Source organism: Escherichia coli (genome assembly GCF_036503815.1).
GTDB lineage: Bacteria > Pseudomonadota > Gammaproteobacteria > Enterobacterales > Enterobacteriaceae > Escherichia > Escherichia coli_F.
The window spans coordinates 1,732,279-1,754,707 of record NZ_AP027764.1; the positions used below are offsets into that span (position 1 = coordinate 1,732,279).

19 protein-coding genes are annotated in these 22,429 nt (G+C 50.3%); 8 read left to right on the forward strand and 11 right to left on the reverse strand.

What is annotated here, in order from left to right:
* Positions 1-5 precede the first annotated feature (5 nt).
* On the forward strand, positions 6-1,196 hold the full coding sequence (gene bcr / locus AABJ99_RS08305; RefSeq protein WP_000213375.1) for a multidrug efflux MFS transporter Bcr: 1,191 nt from the start codon (positions 6-8) through the stop codon (positions 1,194-1,196).
* A 332-nt stretch (positions 1,197-1,528) separates the two neighbouring features.
* Positions 1,529-1,873, forward strand: a complete 345-nt coding sequence (yejG, locus tag AABJ99_RS08310; protein WP_000202798.1) for a YejG family protein — start codon at positions 1,529-1,531, stop codon at positions 1,871-1,873.
* A gap of 3 nt (positions 1,874-1,876) precedes the next feature.
* On the opposite strand, the gene yejF is transcribed toward yejG, so the two are convergent.
* From yejF to yeiP, 10 genes are all read right to left on the reverse strand, one after another.
* Positions 1,877-3,466 (reverse strand): microcin C ABC transporter ATP-binding protein YejF, encoded by a 1,590-nt coding sequence (yejF, locus tag AABJ99_RS08315; protein WP_039020515.1) that lies wholly within the window; start codon positions 3,464-3,466, stop codon positions 1,877-1,879.
* 1 nt (position 3,467) lies between these two features.
* Positions 3,468-4,493 (reverse strand): ABC transporter permease, encoded by a 1,026-nt coding sequence (gene yejE / locus AABJ99_RS08320; RefSeq protein ID WP_000088899.1) that lies wholly within the window; start codon positions 4,491-4,493, stop codon positions 3,468-3,470.
* Positions 4,493-5,587, reverse strand: a complete 1,095-nt coding sequence (gene yejB / locus AABJ99_RS08325; RefSeq protein ID WP_000501604.1) for a microcin C ABC transporter permease YejB — start codon at positions 5,585-5,587, stop codon at positions 4,493-4,495. The genes yejE and yejB overlap by 1 nt, the downstream gene beginning before the upstream one ends.
* A complete protein-coding gene (gene yejA / locus AABJ99_RS08330) occupies positions 5,588-7,402 on the reverse strand; it encodes an extracellular solute-binding protein (protein ID WP_039020516.1) in 1,815 nt (604 codons plus the stop codon). It abuts the gene before it with no gap.
* An 81-nt stretch (positions 7,403-7,483) separates the two neighbouring features.
* On the reverse strand, positions 7,484-9,040 hold the full coding sequence (pdeN, locus tag AABJ99_RS08335) for a cyclic di-GMP phosphodiesterase (RefSeq protein WP_039020517.1): 1,557 nt from the start codon (positions 9,038-9,040) through the stop codon (positions 7,484-7,486).
* A gap of 180 nt (positions 9,041-9,220) precedes the next feature.
* Positions 9,221-9,787, reverse strand: coding sequence for a bifunctional murein DD-endopeptidase/murein LD-carboxypeptidase (gene mepS, locus AABJ99_RS08340; RefSeq protein ID WP_000241011.1), 567 nt, complete (start codon positions 9,785-9,787; stop codon positions 9,221-9,223).
* A 412-nt stretch (positions 9,788-10,199) separates the two neighbouring features.
* A complete protein-coding gene (lpxT, locus tag AABJ99_RS08345; protein ID WP_001354773.1) occupies positions 10,200-10,913 on the reverse strand; it encodes a Kdo(2)-lipid A phosphotransferase in 714 nt (237 codons plus the stop codon).
* 38 nt (positions 10,914-10,951) lie between these two features.
* Complete coding sequence (yeiR, locus tag AABJ99_RS08350; protein WP_000198812.1) at positions 10,952-11,938, reverse strand: zinc-binding GTPase YeiR; 987 nt, start codon at positions 11,936-11,938, stop codon at positions 10,952-10,954.
* Positions 11,939-12,055: 117 nt separating this feature from the next.
* A complete protein-coding gene (gene yeiQ, locus AABJ99_RS08355) occupies positions 12,056-13,522 on the reverse strand; it encodes a mannitol dehydrogenase family protein (RefSeq protein ID WP_039020518.1) in 1,467 nt (488 codons plus the stop codon).
* Positions 13,523-13,744: 222 nt separating this feature from the next.
* Complete coding sequence (gene yeiP, locus AABJ99_RS08360) at positions 13,745-14,317, reverse strand: elongation factor P-like protein YeiP (RefSeq protein ID WP_001136827.1); 573 nt, start codon at positions 14,315-14,317, stop codon at positions 13,745-13,747.
* A gap of 154 nt (positions 14,318-14,471) precedes the next feature.
* Here yeiP and yeiW point away from each other — a divergent pair, with 154 nt between their 5' ends.
* The gene (gene yeiW, locus AABJ99_RS08365; protein WP_000389030.1) at positions 14,472-14,726 is read left to right on the forward strand and encodes a YkgJ family cysteine cluster protein; all 255 of its coding nucleotides are present in this window, start codon (positions 14,472-14,474) and stop codon (positions 14,724-14,726) included.
* Here the strand turns inward: yeiW and setB are convergent.
* Entirely contained in the window at positions 14,723-15,904 is a 1,182-nt protein-coding gene (gene setB, locus AABJ99_RS08370; RefSeq protein ID WP_000551977.1) for a sugar efflux transporter SetB, read from the reverse strand. The genes yeiW and setB overlap by 4 nt on opposite strands.
* Positions 15,905-16,271: 367 nt before the next feature.
* Between setB and fruB the strand changes: the two genes are divergently transcribed.
* The 5 genes from fruB to psuG all read left to right on the forward strand — a co-directional run bounded on the left by fruB (position 16,272) and on the right by psuG (position 22,339).
* Positions 16,272-17,402, forward strand: a complete 1,131-nt coding sequence (fruB, locus tag AABJ99_RS08375; RefSeq protein ID WP_000487253.1) for a fused PTS fructose transporter subunit IIA/HPr protein — start codon at positions 16,272-16,274, stop codon at positions 17,400-17,402.
* Positions 17,402-18,340 carry a 1-phosphofructokinase gene (fruK, locus tag AABJ99_RS08380; RefSeq protein WP_000091263.1) on the forward strand — a complete coding sequence of 313 codons (939 nt, stop codon included), beginning with the start codon at positions 17,402-17,404 and terminating at the stop codon, positions 18,338-18,340. The genes fruB and fruK overlap by 1 nt, the downstream gene beginning before the upstream one ends.
* Positions 18,341-18,356: 16 nt before the next feature.
* On the forward strand, positions 18,357-20,048 hold the full coding sequence (gene fruA / locus AABJ99_RS08385) for a PTS fructose transporter subunit IIBC (RefSeq protein ID WP_000854458.1): 1,692 nt from the start codon (positions 18,357-18,359) through the stop codon (positions 20,046-20,048).
* Positions 20,049-20,471: 423 nt separating this feature from the next.
* A complete protein-coding gene (psuK, locus tag AABJ99_RS08390; protein ID WP_039020520.1) occupies positions 20,472-21,413 on the forward strand; it encodes a pseudouridine kinase in 942 nt (313 codons plus the stop codon).
* Positions 21,401-22,339, forward strand: a complete 939-nt coding sequence (gene psuG / locus AABJ99_RS08395) for a pseudouridine-5'-phosphate glycosidase (RefSeq protein WP_001292440.1) — start codon at positions 21,401-21,403, stop codon at positions 22,337-22,339. Before psuK ends, psuG begins: the two co-directional genes overlap by 13 nt.
* The last annotated feature ends 90 nt before the right edge of the window (positions 22,340-22,429 follow it).

The following is a 22,429-nucleotide window of genomic DNA, read 5'->3' on the forward strand; positions in this document are numbered from 1 at the left end:
CCGTTGTGACCACCCGACAGCATTCGTCGTTTGCTATTGTTTTTATCCTTGGCCTGCTGGCCATGTTGATGCCGCTGTCGATTGATATGTATCTGCCCGCGCTACCGGTAATTTCAGCGCAATTTGGCGTACCTGCGGGCAGTACGCAGATGACCCTCAGTACTTATATTCTGGGCTTTGCGTTGGGGCAGTTAATCTACGGGCCGATGGCAGACAGTTTCGGGCGTAAGCCGGTGGTTCTTGGCGGTACGCTGGTGTTTGCCGCCGCCGCGGTGGCGTGTGCGTTGGCACAAACCATCGATCAGCTGATTGTGATGCGTTTCTTCCACGGTCTGGCTGCGGCTGCGGCCAGCGTGGTCATTAACGCCCTGATGCGCGATATCTACCCGAAAGAAGAGTTCTCGCGGATGATGTCGTTTGTCATGCTGGTGACCACTATTGCACCGTTGATGGCACCGATTGTCGGCGGCTGGGTGCTGGTATGGTTAAGCTGGCATTACATCTTCTGGATCCTGGCATTGGCGGCGATTCTGGCTTCGGCAATGATTTTCTTCCTGATTAAAGAAACGTTGCCGCCAGAGCGCCGTCAGCCATTTCACATTCGTACCACTATTGGTAACTTTGCGGCACTGTTCCGCCATAAGCGTGTCCTGAGTTATATGCTGGCCAGCGGTTTCAGCTTTGCCGGAATGTTCTCGTTCCTGAGCGCCGGACCGTTTGTCTACATTGAAATTAACCACGTCGCGCCGGAAAACTTTGGTTATTACTTTGCGCTAAACATTGTTTTCCTGTTCGTGATGACCATCTTTAACAGTCGCTTCGTCCGCCGTATTGGCGCGTTAAATATGTTCCGCTCGGGGTTGTGGATACAGTTTATTATGGCGGCGTGGATGGTCATCAGTGCGCTGCTGGGGCTGGGATTCTGGTCGCTGGTAGTTGGCGTTGCGGCGTTTGTGGGCTGCGTGTCGATGGTGTCATCTAATGCGATGGCGGTCATTCTTGATGAGTTTCCCCATATGGCGGGAACGGCATCTTCGCTGGCAGGAACCTTCCGTTTTGGCATAGGGGCAATTGTTGGCGCATTGCTTTCTCTTGCGACCTTTAACTCTGCATGGCCGATGATTTGGTCAATTGCATTCTGCGCAACCAGCTCCATTCTCTTCTGTCTGTACGCCAGTCGGCCGAAAAAACGGTGATCTATTGCACAACGAGGAAGCTAAAAGGCTTCCTTTGTTGATGCATGTCAACCACAAATCCATCATTCCCCCGACATATGTTTATTTTATGTAAAATCAATTTATGTAAAAAGTCACATCATTGTAGTTAAAAAGGTTGAGTTAGATCGCAGAAACGGGTACATATAGCCCCGCAAACGTGACCACGCCCGCAGATATTATTTAAATCAGAGCCATAGAGGCCACGCTGGCGAGGCATCAATCTTTACGATCTGTATAAAGACGGATTGTTGATGATGTGTTAAAATTGATGTAAACAAATTGTGAAGTAAATGTGCTTCCGGGGAAAATAAGTGACTTCATTACAACTCTCAATCGTCCATCGACTGCCGCAGAACTATCGCTGGTCTGCTGGTTTCGCAGGTTCGAAGGTTGAACCGATTCCGCAAAATGGACCGTGCGGTGACAACAGCCTGGTGGCGCTTAAATTGCTTAGCCCGGATGGTGATAATGCATGGTCGGTGATGTACAAACTAAGCCAGGCGTTAAGCGACATCGAAGTTCCATGCTCGGTACTGGAGTGTGAAGGTGAGCCGTGCCTGTTTGTAAATCGCCAGGACGAGTTTGCTGCAACATGCCGATTGAAAAATTTTGGTGTGGCAATTGCCGAACCCTTCTCAAACTACAATCCTTTTTAAGCGTCAGCTCAACGCCAGTAGCTGACGCGTATACTCCTGCTGCGGTGCGGCAAACACGCGCGCGCACGGTCCTTGTTCCACTACTTCCCCTTGTCGCAATACGATAACCTGATGACATAACGCGCGGACAACGTGCAAATCGTGACTGATAAACAAATAGGCCAATTGATGCTTTTGTTGCAATGATTTCAATAGCGTCAATATTTGCGCCTGTACCGTTTTGTCGAGCGATGATGTTGGTTCATCAAGAATGATCAGCGAGGGCTTAAGAATTAACGCCCTGGCAATCGCAATACGTTGCCGCTGACCACCAGAGAACTCCGCCGGATAACGGTGGCGTGTTTCAGGATCTAATCCCACTTCATGCATCACGGCTATCACTTGTTGTTCGCGTTGCACGGCAGAAAGCATCGGCTGGTGAACCCGTAAACCTTCCTCGATAATTTGCAAAACGTTGAGTCGTGGGTTGAGCGAGGAGTTAGGATCCTGAAATACCACCTGAATGCGATGGCGAATAGGTAATAGCTGACGGCGGTTTAAATTTTGCAATGGCTGACCGTCAAAAATGATGCTGCCCTGAGAGTTAATCAGTCGCAGCAGCGCCAGTCCCGTCGTGCTTTTCCCGGAACCGGACTCGCCCACTAAACCCAGTGTTTCACCCGCCCGTAGCGTAAAACTGATGTTTTTCACCACCACATTATGATCCACAATGCGCTTCAAAATCCCTTTGCGAATGGGGAAGGCAACCTGAAGCTGTTCAACATCTAGCAACGTTGAGGCAGGTTCTGGCAATGGGACCGGGTCGCCTGATGGTTCACTGTTGAGTAGCTTTTGTGTGTAAGGATGAGTGGGTGAGGCAAATAGCGTTGCAGCGTTATTTTGCTCGACACAGCGACCGTTTTGCATTACCGCCACGCGGTGAGCCAGTTTTCTGACAATACTGAGGTTATGAGTAATAAACAGCATGCCCATATTCAGCTCGCCTTGCAGTTCGCGCAACAGCTGTAAAATCTGCGCCTGGACAGAGACGTCCAGCGCGGTGGTCGGTTCATCGGCAATTAATAATTCCGGTCGCGTTAACAGCGCCATCGCAATCATCACCCGCTGGCGTTCGCCGCCGGAGAGCTGATGCGGATAATCTGTCAGCCGTTTTGCCGCCTGGCGGATACCGACGCGATCAAGGCAGTTAAGAATTTCGCCACGAGCCGCTTCCCGACGCATTCCGCGGTGGAGTGAAAGCACTTCATAAAGCTGTTTTTCCAGGGTATGCAATGGATTTAACGACACCATCGGTTCCTGAAAAATCATGGCAATCTTATTACCGCGTACACCGCGTAACGTTTGATCGCTGGCATGAAGCAGCGATTCGCCATGAAAACGAATATCGCCGGAGAGATATTCAACCGGCGGGGAAGGGAGCAGGCGTAAAATTGACAGCGCGGTAACGCTCTTACCTGAACCAGACTCACCCACCAGCGCCAGCGTTTCGCCAGCCTCAATCTGTAGTGAAACATCATTGACTACTGTGCGTACGGTTTGCTGATGGCGAAAACCCACCGACAAATTTTCAATCGCTAACAGAGTTTGCGTCATGCTACACCGCCTTATTAGGATCAAATGCGTCGCGGACGGCTTCACCAATAAAGATCAGCAAAGACAACAATATCGCCACCGACAAGAAGGCGGTGATCCCAAGCCACGGGGCCTGAAGGTTATTTTTCCCTTGTAACAGCAGTTCGCCGAGTGACGGTGAACCGAGCGGCAGACCGAAGCCGAGGAAATCGAGTGAGGTCAGGGTGGTGATCGAACTACATAAAATAAACGGTAAAAAGGTGAGGGTAGCGACCATGGCATTTGGCAACATATGACGCAGGATGATACTGCGATCGCTGACGCCAAGCGCCTGCGCCGCACGGATGTAGTCGAAATTACGGGTACGTAAAAACTCCGCCCGCACCACGCCGACCAGACTCATCCAGCCAAACAAGACGGTAATTGCCAAGAGCCACCAGAAGTTAGGCTGTACGACGCTGGAAAGTAAAATAATCAAAAACAGCGTCGGCATCCCCGACCATACTTCAATAAAACGTTGCCCCCAGAGATCGACTTTACCGCCGTAATAGCCTTGTAGCGCCCCCGCCAACACGCCCATCACGCTGGAGCAGAGGGTCAGCATCAGGCCAAACAGAACTGAGATCCGCGTGCCATAGAGAATGCGCGCCAGCACATCGCCGCCATTGGCATCCGTTCCCAGCCAGTTTTGCCGGGAGGGTGGAGAAGGGAAGGGCTTATCGGTAGCAAAGTTGATACTGGTAGCACCAAAGCGAATCGGTGCCCACAGTACCCAGCCTTTATCTTCCAACCGCTGTTTCAGCCACGGGTCCTGATAATCAGCCTGGCTTGCCAGCGGACCGCCAAAATCGCTTTCGCTGTAGTTTTTCAACAACGGGAAATACCAACTGCCGTCATAACGTACCAGCAACGGTTTATCGTTGGCGATAAGTTCAGAACACAAACTCAAACCAAATAAGACGAGGAAAATCCATAACGACCAGTAGCCGCGACGGTTATGACGAAAACGCGCCCAACGGGCCTGATTGACGGGGCTGAGTCGCGACATTAACGTCCCTCAAAATCTATACGCGGATCGACCAGCGTATAGCTGATATCACTGACAATATTCAGCAGCAGGCCAATCAGGGTGAAAATATACAAGGTACCAAACATTACAGGATAATCGCGCGAGACGGTCGCTTCGTAGCCCAGTAAGCCAAGACCATTGAGTGAAAACATCACCTCAATCAGCAGCGAGCCGGTAAAAAACATGCTGATAAACGTCGCCGGAAAACCGGCAATCACCAGCAGCATGGCGTTGCGGAACACATGTTTCCAGAGAATATTTTTTTCACTTACCCCTTTCGCACGGGCGGTCACCACGTATTGCTTGCGCACTTCATCAAGGAATGAGTTTTTTGTCAGCATGGTCAGCGCAGCAAAGCCGCCAATCACCGTCGCCAGCACCGGCAGCGTGATATGCCACAGATAATCGGTGATTTTCTGATACCACGGCAGCGAATCAAAGTTAGCGGAAACCAGGCCGCGCAGAGGGAACAGGTCGAAATAGCTGCCGCCCGCGAAGAAGACAATCAGCAGGATGGCAAACAAAAAGGCCGGAATGGCGTAGCCGATGATGATAAATGCGCTACTCCAGACGTCAAAGCGGCTACCATTATAAACAGCTTTACGAATGCCTAACGGAATCGACACCAGATAGATAATCAGCGTGCTCCACAATCCGAGGGTGATGGAAACCGGCAGACTGTCTTTAATCAGCGTCAGCACCGAGGCGCTGCGAAACAGGCTATCGCCAAAATCAAAGCGGATGTAGTCCCAGAGCATTTTGAAGTAACGTTCGTGGATCGGCTTATCAAAACCGTAGCGATGAGTGATCTCGGCGATCACTTCTGGATCTAATCCGCGTCCGCCACGGTAATTACTGTCGCTGATATTGCCGACGCCCGTTTGTGCATGGCTGGCACGAACACCTTCACCGCCAGCGCCGGGTAATACTCCGGCATTACCAAACTCAATGGCGGCGATGGCCTGGTCGACCGGACCGCCAGGCGCAATTTGCACGATGAAAAAGTTGATAGTGATAATCGCCCATAACGTTGGGATCACCAGCAACAGACGGCGAATCAGATAAGCGCCCATCTACTCTCCCTGTTGTCTGGCTGACGGCAGTTTCGTCGCTTTATTAACGTCATACCACCAGGTATCGATACCCAGGCTGTAAACAGGGCGCACTGCGGGTTGAGAGAATTTATCCCACCAGGCGAGACGGTCTTCCGCCATATACCACATTGGCAGCATGTAATAATTCCACGTTAATACGCGATCCAGTGCTCGCCCCAACGGCAGTAATTTTTCTTTATTTCCCTGCGCGGCAATAATTTGGTTGATCAGCGAGTCGATAACCGGACTTTGCACGCCGGGGGCATTATAAGTGGAGTTGATATATTCCGATGACCAGGAAATCTGTAAATCGGAACTGGGCCACGGCATCGCCCGCCATACGCGCGGCATCATGTCATAGTCGCGACTGCGCATGCGGTTGGTGATTTGCGAGTTATCCACCTTGCGAATGTCCATGTTGATACCCAGCCGTTGCAGGCTGTGCTGGAACGGTAATACCCACTGACTATTGCTGCTTGCGGGAAGCAATAATTCAAAGCTGAGAGGCTGACCCGTTGTGGCATTAACGCGTTGCTGACCCTTCAGCACCCAGCCCGCTTCATTGAGAAGTTTGTCGGCTTTTAACAGGTTGTCACGATCGTAGCCATCGCCTTTCGATACCGGCGGCTGGTAGATTTGTGTGAAGACTTCTGGCGGAAGATCTTTTTTCATTGGTGCCAGAAGCACCAGCTCCGCGGCGTCGGGGTAATTTCTGGCTGCGTATTCGGTATTCTGAAAATAACTGTTCGTGCGACTCCAGGCATTGTAAAACAACGCCTTGTTCATCCATTCAAAGTCAAAGGCGAGAGTGATCGCTTCCCGGACCCGGCGATCGCTGAATACCGGACGTTGGATATTAAACGCCAGCCAGCGCGTATCCTGGGCTGATTCGTTCTTTTGCTCATCTTTGATGATGTATTTCTTATCGAAATTTTTACCGGTATAGCGCGTGGCCCAGTTTTTGGCGTCGTTTTCCATACGCAAATCAAAGGCACCGGCTTTAAACGCTTCAAAGGCGACATTATCATCGAGGTAGTAATCGTAGCGAATGGTGTCGAAATTCCAGCGTCCACGGTTTACCGGTAAGTTTGCTGCCCAGTAATCTTTCACGCGGGAATAGACAATATTTTGCCCCATTTTCCAGGACGTAATTCGGTACGGACCACTGGCAAGCGGAGGCGTGGCGAGCGGATCGCTAAGTTTGTGATTCTTCCAGTACTTTTCTGGAAATACCGGCAGCGAAAACAGACTCAACATATCTTCTTTGCCGGGTTTCGCTAACTCAATACGCACGGTTAATGGTGCAATGGCTTTGACGGTGGTGCCTTTGTAGACCAGACGAAATTGCGGCACGCCTTCGGTCATAAATTTTTGAAAAGTAAACTCTACATCGCGGGCAGTAATGGGGGAACCATCATGAAAACGGGCGCGCGGATTAATAGCGACCTCCACCCAGGAATAATCGTCAGCATAGCGCGCACTTTCGGCAATCAGCGGATAATAACTGCCTGGCTCGTCATCGGAAGTAGTAAATAGCGTGTCGTACAACTGCTCGGTGCGTGCGCCCGGGTTGCCGCGCAGTGCATAGCGGTTGAAATTATCGAAGGTGCCGAGGGCTGACAACGTTATCTGCCCACCTTTTGGCGCGGCGGGGTTCACATAATCAAAATGGTTGAAATTAAACGCGTACCGGGGTTCGCCCAGTACCGCAAAGGCATAGCTTTCCTTGATAGCCTGCGCCTGCACACCAAAGGTGAACAGAGCGATAAACAGCAGCAGTATGCGCACAATCATCTGCAACAGATTTCCTTTTACTCATCATTAGCCGCAAACCGGCATGCTTTCACTATGAATAATAAGGGACGTAAGCACGCCTTACCACTGCGGCGTATACGGTTTCTTCAGCCAGCGGACAAAATCGTCCAGCGGTAATGGGCGACTGATCCAGTAGCCTTGCATGAAATTAACGCCGCGTTCGCTTAGCCATCGCGCCTGTTCCGGCGTTTCAACCCCTTCAGCAACCGTCAGCATATTGAGACGTTTCGCCAGCGTCAGCACCGCGTCAAGTACGGGTGAAGTGATCGTTTCCGTACCGATGGCGTTGATAAATCCACGATCAATTTTCAGATAATCGAGCGTAAAACGCTCAAGATAGATAAGCGCGCTGTGCCCGGTGCCAAAGTCATCAATAGCAATTTCAACGCCGACTGAATGCAACCAGGCGAAGAGTTGCGTGGCTTCTTGCTCTTTCAACATATCGCGCTCGGTAATTTCCAGCACAATCTGGAAATGATGTGCGGGCAGGGAAGTGAGCAATTTTTGGATATCAGCTTTAAAGCTTTCGCTATGCAGATGGTCCGGCGCAATGTTAATGCCAAATTTGACGCCTACCGGCAGTACTTTTTCTAATTCTGCGGCATCACGGGCAATCAACTCAAACAGGTGCTGAGTCAGCGGCACAATCATCTTTTGCGATTCGGCAAAGTTAATGAAGGCATCCGGGGGAATTTCTCCCGCTACAGGATGCCGCCAGCGTAGCAGTACTTCCAGGCCTGTTACCCGCAAAGCTTGTGTATCAACCACTGGTTGATATACCACGTAAAATTGTTCGCGCTTGATGGCGGTCATGATTTCTCTGCCCGGTCGCATACGCACGCTCATCAGGTAATAGCAGAGAAGTCCAACCATTGTTCCACTCATGCCGCCCAGTAAAAATGCATACCACACATCGTTCCATGTCCAGTCATCCGCATAAAGCCGAACTGTCAGAGGAATGCCCGCAATTTTAGTTTCACGGACCGGCATGTCGGTTAATTCATTAACATTCATCAAACGTGACGAAAAGGTAGATAGCGCAGTATTGCCAATAATGAGGGCGACGCCATCGTAATCTTCTTGCCGTGAGCTATAGAAGAGAGAAGGCGTCAGATTGAGATTCAGAGCGGCAAACACGCCGCTATTTTTCAGCAAAGGGTTGCGATACCAGATGACGATTGCGGGTTTGTTCGGCACCATCGGCGTGCCGGGTAAGATCGCCATATCGACGTTTTTATTAATGTCGAGCGCCGGAATCAATTCATTGAGTGGAATGTCCATCTCACCAGTCGCAGATGAACAGAATGTTTTTTTATCTTTTACCAGCACAAACGTACGGACATTCATACTAAACGCCGCACGGGCGGTCAGTTCGGGGTTAGCTTGCTGACAAGTATCTAAGGTCAGCGGCTGGAGCCGGTCAGTAGTGGATTTCAGGTCGGCAAAATAGGTATCGAGATACTTTTGTACGTCGGTAATCAGTGTGTCGTATTTGACTTCGTGCTTATGCCAGGCCACTAAAAACTGAAGGCAGCTCACCAGTAGCGCAATCATCACGCCTGCAACGATGCAGGTAAGCATAAGCTTACGTCCAGAATTGGGAGCGCGTATGAACATGATTCCGTTAATTTCCTGAAATTACGACAACATTTAAAAGATAACAATGACCGGACTATAGCCTGGATCAAGACGCGGAAACATCATTTTCTCTGATGAATGAAAACAAAAAAGCACTGCCTAAGCAGTGCTTTCAGTTAACTCGTCAGGATAGCCAAGGGATTGCATCCAAACGGTTTATTAGCTGCGGCTGAGAACCCGGCGTGCTTCGTTGTAACGCTTCTTCCAGTACGGTTCATTCATGCTGGAAATAATAACACCACTGCTGGTGGAAGCATGGACAAACTGATTGTTGCCGATATAAATACCGACATGGCGTCCCGTTGAACCGGCGCGGAACAGAACTAAATCACCCGTACGCAAATTACTGCGGGAAACAGATTTACCCATTTCCTGCTGTTCGTAAGTCGAACGCGGAAGTTCTAAGCCAAATTGCTCACGGAATGTACGCTGTACGAAACCAGAACAATCGATACCTTTTTTAGTGCTGCCGCCCAGACGATAGCGTACGCCTTTCCAGTCAGCATACTGATCCATAATTCGCGATTTTACGTCGACATTACGAACCAGGTTTTCAAATTCATCCTGAGAAGCTTGCAGTGATGATGTTTCACTACCCACTGCACGTGTCTCAGGATGCATATTCTTTGCGGTGTTATTTGCACTACATGCAGAAAGCAGAACCGCTACTGCAATCGCGGGGATCCCGCGCAAGATATATCTCAAAATCGGTTGAGATTTGACCATGTTGTTTGTTTTCCCTTGAAGTCCTTAACGACAAATATCGTTATAAAAAAATGCCAAGCGACACGAGACTAATTACCTGGGCATGTTGAAACAATTCCTTAAGGCCAAATCTGTGGACTAACGCACAAAATTATATGCTGTGAGGATAATCTACCGCCGAGGCAAAACGAGTTCGAGATTACCCGATTGGTGCGGTCTTGGCGAGTGGTTTTACATGATTTTTTATAAGAAAAAGTGATACAGAAAGTTAATAAGCGGGATTGGTCAATTAAAGTACGATTGAGTGAAACGCATACAATCCATTCATTTACTTAGGGAATGATTTTTGTGTTCGATGAAAGAAAGCAAAGGCGCACATCATCAGGAATATCCTTACTATAAAAATAAACCTGATGATGTTAATTACCGTGAGTTATTTGTTTTGGAAATGTTTGTTTTTTCCCGGTAGTGATTTGTCAAAAAAGGTGATTAATCGATCACTTAATGGCGTCAGCAACATCCAGGGCAAACCAATCAATATCACGGTCATCGAACCAACAATGATGTCAGTAAACCAGTGTGCACCAATCATTACTCTGGGAAATGCAAAAACCACAAAAATAATAAGGGCGATAAGGCCTGCGACTTTGCCGAAATAACGCCACATGAATGCCGAAAAAATAAGCAGCATCATGCCGTGATCGCCGGGAAAGCTGTCTCGTGAGGCATCTTTCGTGGGGATAGGGAGCAGTTCGCTGACGCGGTTAATATTGGCAAAAGTTAATGTTGGGCTGGCCCGTTTTACAGGAATTAATGCCTGTCCCAGTTGGTTTAAGACCACTGCAGTTAATAGCATGACCAGACCAATAATCACGATACGTCGTCTGCCTGGGGCGTTTTCTTTCAGCCAGAAACTCAGCATCAACATTCCCATCGCCAGCAGTGAACAACCGTCGAAAGCGCGATTGTTGGTCAATGCAACCAGCCACAAAAAGGCCTTACTTTCGACCAGTTTCTGATTAAAAAAATAAAAAATATCCGCATCAATCGGCAACCAGAATCCATGATTAACGGGAATATACCAGGAAAGAAACAGCGCGAGGCCGACAATATTCAACAACACTATTTGCGGCAAATTTTTAATCATATTTTCTCTAATTATCTTACTGAAAAACGCAGGCAACCTTACGCGGTAGTCGCTAAACGAAGCTTCAACAGCGCGCTCTGCAAAGCATTCCAGTCAGCTTCGCTGCTGGAAATCAGCTCAATACGACTGTCCGGTGGCGCAACGTTTTGCGTTTCAATGTGCAGGTCATCGCCCTGACGGTTGATTCGCACCAGCCCTTCGGGAATACGCATCACGCCTTTGACGCGTTCCACCGGTGCAAGTCGCGCCCATTCCAGAATGCCAATGGTGTCGAATACCGTATCAGCGTCGAATATCCAGCCACAGGCCTGATGCCCTTGTCCACTGTTCAGACTGCGACGCCAGCGTTGATGCTCTGGCAGGCTTAACGCTGCTAATCCTTTTTTCACGCTATGCTGATGAGAATGCGCCGCGCTGGCGGGCAACTCGGCTAAATTGCGACGTGGCAAATCCAGAAGATGACCGTCAATTTTCCCATGCTCGCTGTGAATTAATTGCCGATCGCCACCATTTTGCTGCCACCAGCGCTGTAGCGCTTGCTCACTTTCGGGCGTCGCACGGTCGGATTTATTGGCGACAATAATGTCTGCGGCAGCCAGCTGGTCACGGAAGTTTTCATTGCTGGCGCTTTTTTCGTCCAGCAGCAGGCGTGGATCGAGAATGCACAACGTGGCGCGCAGATCTATCCACGGTTCATACACGGGCGCGGTTAAGAGATCGAGGATCTGTTTCGGATGGCCCAGCCCGGTCGGCTCTATCAACAAGCGGTCTGGTTTTCCCTGACGCAGTAAGGTATTCAACCCTACCTGCATGGGTAAACCATTAACGCAGCACATACAGCCGCCGGGGATCTCTTTCAACAATGCGCCGCTATCGGCGAGCAAAGCACCATCAATTCCGACTTCCCCAAATTCATTAACCAGTACCGCCCATTTTTCGTTGGGATCTTTATGGGCTAACAGATGAAGAATCGACGTAGTTTTCCCGCTGCCGAGAAAACCGGTGATGAGGTTGGTCCTGGTCACAACGGCTCCGCAATACTCTTAAAAGTTAACTGAGCGTTAATCCTGGCTAAAAAAGGCAGAAAAGAGAAGGGGAGAGCGGACGAAGGCGAGCTTCATCCGCTTTAACCGCAGAAATCGTTAAATTTTGAGGGTGTTTAATAGCGCCTGATGCGCGCCGAATTGTACGATTTGTTGCCAGGCTTGTTCGATAGCTTGCACAAAATGCGGGTTATCTGGCAGATCATCACCGAAAACTTCACGCAGAGAAAGCAGGGCGGTTACGCGTTGTTCACTGCTACTGCCCGCAACAAGTTCGCAAATTTTATCGTTAAGCGGATCGCGAACATCAATGGCATTTCCGGCATCATCAACGCCGCTGACGTAACGCATCCAGCCTGCAACGCCTAATGCCAGCAACGACCAGTCCGTTTCGCGCGCCAGATGTATGCGAATACCTGCCAGCATACGTTGCGGTAATTTCTGGCTACCATCCATTGCGATTTGCCAGGTCTTATGTTTCAGCGCCGGGTTAGCAAAACGTGCAATTAACTTATCTGCATATTGTGTTAAATCGACATCTTTAATTCGCAGTGTCGGCGCTTGCTCATCCAGCATTAATGCTCTGGCGGCATGGCGAAATGCGCGATCCTGCATGCAATCGCTGATGTGGGCGAATCCTGAGAGGTAACCCAGATAAGCGAGAAAAGAGTGGCTACCATTAAGCATACGCAGTTTCATCTCTTCCCATGGCAGAACATCATTCACCATTTGTACACCTGCGACTTCCCAGGCTGGACGCCCTGCAACGAAGTTATCTTCCACCACCCACTGGATAAACGGCTCGCAGCTAATTGCACAGGGATCATTCACGCCCAGATGCTGGCTAATTTCTGCCAGCGACTCGTCGGTTGCTGCCGGAACAATGCGGTCGACCATGGTTCCCGGAAAACTGACGTGTTCTTTTATCCACCCGGCGAGTTCTGGTGAACGTTTTTCCGCCATCCCCTGCACCGCGTTTTTCACCACATGGCCATTGTCGGGAATATTGTCGCAGGAGAGTACGGTAAACGGTGCAAGGCCGCGTTCACGGCGTCGTTTCAGTGCTTCGACGAGAATACCCGGAGCGGAGTGAGGTTCTTCAGGATTTTGAAGATCGTGAATAATCCGCGGATTGCTGGTGTCGAGTGCACCGGTGGCCGGGTCAATACAATAGCCTTTTTCGGTAATCGTCAGGGAAACAATTGCCACCTGTGGCTCGCAAAATTTCTCAATAATTGCCGCTAAGGAATCCAGTTTTGCATTCAGGCATTCGTGAACGGCACCGACAATTATCGCCTGATTGCCGTCCGCCCCTTTCTCCAGCACGGTATATAAATGGTTCTGTGCGCGGAGCTGGCTCATCAGTTGATCGCCGCTGAACAAGCTGATCTCACAGATCCCCCAGTCGCCGCCCTGGGCATTCAGCACACGATCGGTCAGTAACGCCTGATGTGCGCGGTGAAAGGCTCCAAAGCCAAAATGAACGATACGTGATTGCAACTGCTGGCGATCGTAGCGTGGAGCGTGTACATGATGCGGGAGCGTAACGGAGGCGATTGTATTCATAGGAGTCACGTCTTAGTAACGATTAATTAACAACGACAGTGTAAAGTTATATGACAGCAATTGAAATTGGTCTGGATTGTTAATGCGATGAAGTGTGAGGGCGATCAATCAACGAGTGAATATTGCGGGCGTAAGGTGTTCAGGAAGCGCAAAATAGAAGATTGGTATAATAAATTAAAAAAGGGACAGCCTGAGCTATCCCTTTTCTGCATGCGGCTGAAGTTAGTCAGCACGACCCATATAACGGCGTTCTTCGATATGGATACGAATTTTTTCGCCCGGGCTTAAGTATTCTGGTACCTGAATCACCAGACCAGTGCTCAATGTCGCCGGTTTGTTACGGGCGCTGGCAGATGCCCCTTTGATGCCTGGTGCGGTTTCAACGATTTCCAGATCAACGGTCTGCGGCAGTTCAAGCGCCAGCAGTTGACCGTCCCAGGTCAGCACCTGCATATCCGGCATGCCGCCTTCAGGCATAAACAGCAACTCTTCTTCAATCTGATCTTTGGTGAAGGTATACGGGGTATAGTCTTCTTTATCCATAAAGACATATTCGTTGCCATCGACATAGGAGAAGTCAACGTAACGGCGGGTCAGCGTCACGGTGTCAACGATATCATCTCCTTTGAAACGCTCTTCTACTTTCAGCCCGGTACGGACATCAGAAAAACGCATTTTGTACAGCGTAGCGGCACCGCGGGCAGTGGGCGACTGAATATCAATATCCTTAACCAGCAGCAGTTTGCCGTTGTAATTCAGTACCATACCTTTTTTAATTTCGTTCGCTCTTGGCATCGAAAAATTCCTGTAGTCGAAAATGTCAAAAATATCGCGACAAAGTACTCGCGACGGGCCTTTCGGGCAAGTGGTATTCGCACTTTTGCTGGTGCAAAAAAGGTGGTACTGTGCGCGCTCATCAATCCGGTGGTTAACCTTAAGAGAACAACGTATGGAATGCCGTCCGGGTTGCGGGGCGTGTTGCACTGCCCCTTCAATTTCCAGCCCTATTCCCGGTATGCCAGATGGCAAGCCCGCCAATACGCCCTGCATTCAGCTTGATGAACAGCAACGCTGTAAAATTTTCACCTCGCCACTGCGGCCGAAAGTCTGTGCAGGGTTACAAGCCAGCGCTGAAATGTGCGGTAACTCGCGTCAGCAGGCAATGACCTGGCTTATCGATCTGGAAATGCTGACCGCGCCTTAAACATCTTTAATCCGCAGTAAGCAAAACAGAGTGGCGATAATCATCACCATCGCAAACCAGAACACAGCGTGATAATTCCAGATCTCGGCGACGATGCCCGCCACAGATCCTGCGATGATCCAGCCCACGCGCGACGTGTTGGTATAGAGCGTGGTGGCTGAACCTGCCTGACCGGGCATCAAATCCTGAAAATAGAGCATCCCGATGCCACCCAGAATGCCAATAAAAATAGCATTTAGCAGCTGCAAGCCCAACAGAATGACAGGTGAATGCGCCATCAGCATTCCTGCGTAAAAACAGACGCCACCCACGGCAGCAACGCGCATTAAGAAACGCTTACCCAGACGTTTGGCAAAATATCCGGCAATCAACATGGTCGGGATTTCCAGCCCGGCGGCGGTCCCCATCATCACACCGGCCAGTTTCTCGGGAAGATGCAGTTCGTTGATAATAAATAGCGGCATGTTGATGATGTACAGGCTGTTCGAGCCCCACATCAATGTACAAATGACAAACAGCAGCAGCGTATCGCGACGGTTACGGCGCGGCGCTTCAACCGTGCCGGTCGCCAGCGGAAGCTCTTTTTGCATCGACGGTAAAAACAGCCACACCATCACGCCGCAAACAATAAACGCTACCGCTGCGCTCAGATACATTACCGTAAAGCTGAAACCCATCGCTAAGGCATAAGCCAGCGGCGGGCCAATGACCCATGCCAGTGAAACCTGAGCGCGTAAAAAAGAGCTGAACATCACCGCCTCACGTCCGGTTTTGTCGGCATGTTCACGTGCAAGGGCAAACATTTGCGGGTTAGCGGTCGAGCCAAAGCTGCTAAGAAAGACGCCAACGAATAGCAAAACAAAGTAGTTGCGATTCCAGGCAAAAAGGGTGCAGGCCAGCACGCCTAACAGGCAGCAAAAGACAATCAGCGATTTGCGATCGCCGCGCTTATCAGAGCGCCCGGCGAGAAACTGACTGACCAGAATCCCAATGACAGCGCTGCCGGTAAAGAAGAATCCCACCATCGCCGGACGGGCATGTACTTCATCGGTAAGGAAAATACTGAGTGTCGGGGTTTGCAGAGCGCCCGCAATACCGGTGAGAAAGGCAACGATTAAAAACGCCGTCGAGGTCAGGTCAAACGATTTCGCGCTGGAGACTGCGGGGGAGTTATGCATGCTGGTCGATCACTGGAAGAGGAAGACGCGGAGTTTACGCTGCTTGTTAGAAAATAAACAGACAGCGAAATCAAAAGCGCCACGAATAATCAAAATGCCATTTCACTGTTGCTGATTTGCTGCTGACGCTGCTGAAATGAAATTGCTGATAACGGATTTTCCCATCAGCAATTAGGAAAAATGACAAAAAATTGTGCAGCACATCAAACTTTTGCTCATTACTTTACGGCTTTCCTTGCGTGCTGAAACAGAAGTATTATGCTTTCTTGAAACGTTTCAGCGCGATCTTGTCTTTAACCCTAAGCCAGGTTGGCGCTTTTTTTCTCATAGAAGCTGAATCGTTTCAATTCAGCAAGAGAGGAGAACTATGTTCCAGTTATCCGTACAGGACATCCATCCGGGCGAAAAGGCCGGAGACAAAGAAGAGGCGATTCGCCAGGTCGCTGCGGCGCTGGTGCAGGCCGGTAATGTAGCTGAAGGCTACGTCAATGGCATGCTGGCGCGCGAACAGCAAACCTCTACGTTCCTCGGCAATGGTATTGCTATTCCACACGGCACTACCGACACCCGCGATCAGGTGCTGAAAACCGGCGTTCAGGTATTTCAGTTCCCGGAAGGCGTCACCTGGGGTGACGGCCAGGTAGCGTACGTGGCGATCGGTATTGCTGCCAGCTCGGATGAACATCTGGGTCTGTTACGCCAGCTGACCCACGTACTGAGCGATGATTCCGTTGCTGAACAGCTGAAGTCAGCAACGACAGCAGAAGAACTTCGCGCATTGCTGATGGGCGAAAAGCAGAGTGAGCAGCTGAAGCTCGATAACGAAATGCTGACGCTGGATATTGTCGCCAGCGATCTGCTGACGCTTCAGGCGCTTAACGCTGCGCGTCTGAAAGAAGCAGGGGCAGTTGACGCCACCTTCGTCACTAAAGCCATCAATGAACAACCGCTGAACCTCGGACAGGGCATCTGGCTGAGCGATAGCGCTGAAGGCAATTTGCGTAGCGCGATTGCGGTAAGCCGTGCGGCAAATGCTTTTGATGTGGACGGCGAAACGGCAGCCATGCTGGTGAGTGTGGCGATGAATGACGATCAGCCCGTCGCGGTTCTTAAGCGTCTCGCTGATTTGTTGCTCGACAATAAAGCTGACCGTTTGCTGAAAGCGGATGCGGCAACGTTGCTGGCGCTGCTGACCAGCGATGATGCGCCGACCGACGACGTGTTAAGCGCGGAGTTTGTGGTGCGCAATGAACACGGCCTGCATGCTCGTCCAGGTACCATGCTGGTTAATACTATTAAACAATTTAACAGTGATATTACCGTGACAAACCTTGATGGCACCGGCAAACCGGCAAACGGACGTAGTCTGATGAAAGTTGTGGCACTTGGCGTTAAGAAAGGTCATCGCCTACGCTTTACCGCCCAGGGTGCAGATGCTGAGCAGGCGCTGAAAGCCATTGGCGACGCTATCGCTGCTGGTCTTGGGGAGGGCGCATAATGAGCAGACGTGTTGCTACTATCACCCTTAATCCGGCTTATGACCTTGTTGGTTTCTGCCCGGAAATTGAACGCGGCGAAGTGAACCTGGTGAAAACCACCGGTCTGCATGCGGCGGGTAAAGGCATCAACGTGGCCAAAGTATTAAAAGACCTGGGAATTGATGTCACCGTTGGCGGCTTCCTCGGTAAAGACAATCAGGATGGTTTTCAGCAACTGTTCAGCGAGCTGGGCATTGCCAACCGTTTCCAGGTTGTACAGGGGCGCACCCGAATTAACGTTAAGCTGACGGAAAAAGACGGCGAAGTGACCGACTTCAACTTCTCGGGTTTTGAAGTTACCCCCGCCGACTGGGAACGCTTTGTGACTGATTCTCTGAGCTGGCTCGGTCAGTTCGATATGGTCTGTGTCAGCGGAAGCTTACCGTCAGGCGTCAGCCCGGAAGCGTTCACCGACTGGATGACTCGCCTGCGTAGTCAGTGTCCTTGCATTATCTTTGATAGTAGCCGTGAAGCGTTAGTGGCAGGTTTGAAAGCGGCACCGTGGCTGGTGAAACCTAACCGCCGCGAGCTGGAAATCTGGGCGGGCCGTAAACTGCCTGAAATGAAAGATGTGATTGAAGCTGCGCATGCGCTGCGTGAACAAGGTATCGCGCATGTCGTTATTTCACTGGGTGCCGAAGGCGCGCTTTGGGTTAATGCCTCCGGCGAATGGATCGCCAAACCACCGTCAGTCGATGTCGTAAGCACCGTTGGCGCAGGGGATTCTATGGTTGGTGGCCTGATTTATGGCTTGCTGATGCGTGAATCCAGTGAACACACACTGCGTCTGGCGACAGCTGTTGCAGCCCTGGCGGTAAGTCAAAGCAATGTGGGTATTACCGATCGTCCGCAGTTGGCCGCAATGATGGCGCGCGTCGACTTACAACCTTTTAACTGACAGCAGGAGAGGCATAATGAAAACGCTGCTGATTATTGACGCTAATCTCGGTCAGGCACGCGCCTATATGGCGAAGACCCTGCTGGGCGCGGCGGCGCGAAAAGCAAAACTGGAAATCATCGACAATCCGAACGACGCTGAAATGGCGATTGTTCTCGGTGATTCCATCCCGAACGACAGCGCGCTGAACGGTAAAAATGTCTGGCTGGGCGATATTTCCCGGGCAGTTGCGCACCCTGAGCTGTTCCTGAGTGAAGCCAAAGGCCATGCGAAACCTTACACTGCACCGGTCGCTGCGACAGCACCAGTTGCCACCAGCGGTCCGAAACGCGTAGTTGCGGTGACAGCTTGCCCGACTGGCGTAGCACACACATTTATGGCGGCTGAAGCCATTGAAACCGAAGCGAAAAAACGTGGCTGGTGGGTGAAAGTTGAAACCCGTGGTTCTGTTGGCGCGGGTAATGCGATCACCCCTGAAGAAGTAGCCGCAGCGGATCTGGTGATTGTGGCGGCAGATATCGAAGTGGATCTGGCGAAATTTGCTGGTAAACCGATGTATCGCACCTCTACCGGTCTGGCGCTGAAGAAAACCGCGCAGGAACTGGATAAAGCGGTTGCTGAAGCAACGCCGTATGAACCGGCGGGCAAAGCTCAAACAGCGACCACTGAAGGTAAGAAAGAGGGTGCAGGCGCTTACCGTCACTTGCTGACGGGCGTCTCTTACATGCTGCCGATGGTCGTTGCAGGTGGTCTGTGTATCGCGCTTTCTTTTGCTTTTGGTATCGAAGCGTTTAAAGAGCCGGGTACGTTGGCAGCGGCGCTGATGCAGATTGGTGGTGGTTCAGCCTTTGCGCTGATGGTGCCGGTACTGGCAGGTTACATTGCCTTCTCCATTGCCGATCGTCCGGGTCTCACGCCGGGTCTGATTGGCGGTATGCTGGCGGTCAGCACCGGTTCTGGCTTCATTGGGGGTATTATTGCGGGCTTCCTGGCTGGTTACATTGCGAAGTTAATCAGTACGCAACTGAAACTGCCACAGAGTATGGAGGCGCTGAAACCGATCCTGATCATTCCGCTAATTTCCAGTCTGGTGGTCGGTCTGGCGATGATCTACCTGATCGGTAAACCGGTTGCTGGCATTCTCGAAGGGTTGACTCACTGGCTGCAGACCATGGGGACTGCGAATGCGGTTCTGCTGGGGGCGATCCTCGGTGGCATGATGTGTACTGACATGGGCGGTCCGGTAAATAAAGCAGCGTACGCATTCGGTGTGGGTCTGCTGAGTACTCAAACCTATGGCCCGATGGCGGCGATTATGGCGGCAGGTATGGTGCCACCGCTGGCAATGGGTCTGGCAACAATGGTGGCGCGTCGCAAATTCGACAAAGCGCAGCAGGAAGGTGGCAAAGCCGCTCTGGTTCTTGGTCTGTGCTTTATTTCGGAAGGTGCAATTCCGTTTGCTGCTCGTGATCCGATGCGTGTGCTGCCGTGTTGTATCGTTGGTGGGGCGCTGACTGGCGCAATCTCAATGGCGATTGGTGCGAAACTGATGGCACCGCACGGTGGTCTGTTTGTTCTGCTGATCCCTGGCGCTATTACGCCGGTACTGGGTTACCTGGTAGCAATTATTGCCGGTACGCTGGTGGCGGGTTTGGCCTATGCCTTCCTGAAACGTCCGGAAGTGGACGCAGTAGCGAAAGCAGCGTAATAAAAGGTGTGTTACAGGGCAGAAATTTCCTGCCCTGTAACATTTGATGAGCGCAAAGGGAATGACCAGTTTGTGAATGTAATTTTATGAATTTAAATGGTTTTATCTTTCAGTAGAAACCTGAAATGTTCATCAAACACTAAGGTTATTTCCTCAAGGGCAGATTATTTTCTGCCCTTTTTTAGTGTTCCTGTTCTGTGCATCCCGTCACAAATTCCTCACTTTTGTAATTCAGGCATTTAATCGCATTTTGTGAGCCTGCTCAAATCTGCCCATTTTGCCTCTCTGGCGGCAATTTACTTTACGTAAAACATGCATACTATGAGCACATGTTTAAATATGAACACATGTTTAAACCGTCTTTGCAGTATCTATATTCTTGTGGATTGACAGGGTTGGTAATTTTTTACCAGAGGACGTGCTATGCGCGAAAAGGATTATGTCGTAATTATAGGCTCGGCGAATATTGATGTCGCCGGATATTCACATGAATCATTAAATTATGCGGATTCAAATCCAGGTAAAATAAAATTTACGCCTGGTGGGGTAGGGCGCAATATTGCACAAAACCTGGCGTTGCTGGGTAATAAAGCCTGGCTACTGAGCGCCGTAGGCAGTGATTTTTATGGTCAATCGCTGCTAACGCAAACCAATCAATCTGGCGTTTATGTCGATAAATGCCTGATTGTGCCGGGAGAAAATACGTCGAGCTATTTATCATTACTCGATAATACCGGTGAAATGCTGGTTGCTATAAATGACATGAATATTAGCAACGCTATTACAGCTGAATATCTCGCACAGCACCGTGAATTTATTCAGAGGGCAAAGGTCATTGTCGCGGACTGTAATATCAGTGAAGAGGCACTGGCATGGATTCTGGATAATGCCGCCAACGTACCCATATTTGTCGATCCTGTTTCTGCGTGGAAATGTGTCAAAGTGCGCGACCGTCTAAATCTGATCCACACTCTCAAGCCAAACCGCCTTGAAGCGGAAACCCTGAGTGGGATTGCGCTGTCAGGGCGTGAAGATGTGGCAAAGGTTGCCGCCTGGTTCCATCAACATGGCCTGAACCGACTGGTATTGAGCATGGGCGGCGACGGCGTTTATTACAGTGATATCAGCGGTGAAAGTGGTTGGTCTGCGCCGATTAAAACCAATGTCATTAATGTTACCGGAGCGGGCGATGCCATGATGGCGGGACTTGCTTCGTGTTGGGTAGACGGAATGCCGTTTGCCGAATCTGTTCGTTTCGCACAGGGATGTTCGTCAATGGCGCTCTCCTGTGAATACACCAATAACCCCGATTTATCGATTGCCAACGTTATATCGTTAGTGGAGAACGCAGAATGTCTGAATTAAAAATTTCCCCTGAATTATTACAAATTTCCCCGGAAGTGCAGGACGCTTTAAAAAACAAAAAACCGGTTGTGGCACTGGAATCGACCATTATTTCTCACGGGATGCCATTCCCGCAAAATGCTGAGACGGCAATTGAAGTAGAAGACACAATTCGTAAGCACGGTGCTGTACCTGCAACAATCGCCATTATTGGTGGTGTCATGAAAGTAGGTTTGAGCAAAGAAGAAATTGAATTGTTAGGCCGTGAAGGACATAACGTGACGAAAGTCAGTCGCCGTGATTTACCTTTTGTCGTTGCCGCAGGAAAAAATGGCGCGACCACCGTTGCTTCAACGATGATTATCGCGGCACTGGCAGGAATTAAAGTATTTGCAACGGGGGGGATTGGTGGTGTGCATCGCGGTGCGGAACATACATTCGATATTTCTGCCGATTTACAGGAGCTGGCAAATACTAATGTCACCGTTGTTTGTGCCGGTGCAAAATCTATTCTCGATTTAGGATTAACAACAGAATATTTAGAAACCTTCGGTGTACCGTTAATTGGCTATCAGACAAAAGCGCTGCCTGCGTTTTTCTGCCGTACCAGCCCATTTGAAGTCAGTATTCGCCTTGATAGTGCCACGGAAATTGCTCGTGCAATGGCAGTGAAATGGCAAACCGGTTTGAACGGCGGCCTGGTAGTGGCGAATCCGATCCCGGAGCAGTTTGCGATGCCGGAGGAATCTATCAATGCAGCCATAGATCAAGCCGTCGCCGAAGCCGAAGAGCAGGGCGTTATTGGTAAAGAAAGTACACCGTTCCTGTTGGCGCGTGTTGCTGAACTGACCGGTGGTGACAGTCTGAAATCCAACATCCAACTGGTGTTCAATAACGCCATTCTGGCGAGCGAAATTGCCAAAGAATACCAGCGTCTCGCGGGTTAATTTCTGACGGGCAGAAAGCCGTCGCCCGTACTGATCATACATACCAAAACCTGGCGCTAACGCCGGGTTTACTGGCATGAAAGGAAAATC

What these genes read in the sequence shown, in the direction of transcription:
- yejF (WP_039020515.1), bottom strand. Translation starts at nt 3,466, where the DNA reads ATGACGCAAACTCTGTTAGCGATTGAAAATTTGTCGGTGGGTTTTCGC.
- yejE (WP_000088899.1), bottom strand. Translation starts at nt 4,493, where the DNA reads ATGTCGCGACTCAGCCCCGTCAATCAGGCCCGTTGGGCGCGTTTTCGT.
- yejB (WP_000501604.1), bottom strand. Translation starts at nt 5,587, where the DNA reads ATGGGCGCTTATCTGATTCGCCGTCTGTTGCTGGTGATCCCAACGTTA.
- yejA (WP_039020516.1), bottom strand. Translation starts at nt 7,402, where the DNA reads ATGATTGTGCGCATACTGCTGCTGTTTATCGCTCTGTTCACCTTTGGT.
- pdeN (WP_039020517.1), bottom strand. Translation starts at nt 9,040, where the DNA reads ATGTTCATACGCGCTCCCAATTCTGGACGTAAGCTTATGCTTACCTGC.
- mepS (WP_000241011.1), bottom strand. Translation starts at nt 9,787, where the DNA reads ATGGTCAAATCTCAACCGATTTTGAGATATATCTTGCGCGGGATCCCC.
- lpxT (WP_001354773.1), bottom strand. Translation starts at nt 10,913, where the DNA reads ATGATTAAAAATTTGCCGCAAATAGTGTTGTTGAATATTGTCGGCCTC.
- yeiQ (WP_039020518.1), bottom strand. Translation starts at nt 13,522, where the DNA reads ATGAATACAATCGCCTCCGTTACGCTCCCGCATCATGTACACGCTCCA.
- yeiP (WP_001136827.1), bottom strand. Translation starts at nt 14,317, where the DNA reads ATGCCAAGAGCGAACGAAATTAAAAAAGGTATGGTACTGAATTACAAC.
- yeiW (WP_000389030.1), top strand. Translation starts at nt 14,472, where the DNA reads ATGGAATGCCGTCCGGGTTGCGGGGCGTGTTGCACTGCCCCTTCAATT.
- setB (WP_000551977.1), bottom strand. Translation starts at nt 15,904, where the DNA reads ATGCATAACTCCCCCGCAGTCTCCAGCGCGAAATCGTTTGACCTGACC.
- fruB (WP_000487253.1), top strand. Translation starts at nt 16,272, where the DNA reads ATGTTCCAGTTATCCGTACAGGACATCCATCCGGGCGAAAAGGCCGGA.
- fruK (WP_000091263.1), top strand. Translation starts at nt 17,402, where the DNA reads ATGAGCAGACGTGTTGCTACTATCACCCTTAATCCGGCTTATGACCTT.
- fruA (WP_000854458.1), top strand. Translation starts at nt 18,357, where the DNA reads ATGAAAACGCTGCTGATTATTGACGCTAATCTCGGTCAGGCACGCGCC.
- psuK (WP_039020520.1), top strand. Translation starts at nt 20,472, where the DNA reads ATGCGCGAAAAGGATTATGTCGTAATTATAGGCTCGGCGAATATTGAT.
- psuG (WP_001292440.1), top strand. Translation starts at nt 21,401, where the DNA reads ATGTCTGAATTAAAAATTTCCCCTGAATTATTACAAATTTCCCCGGAA.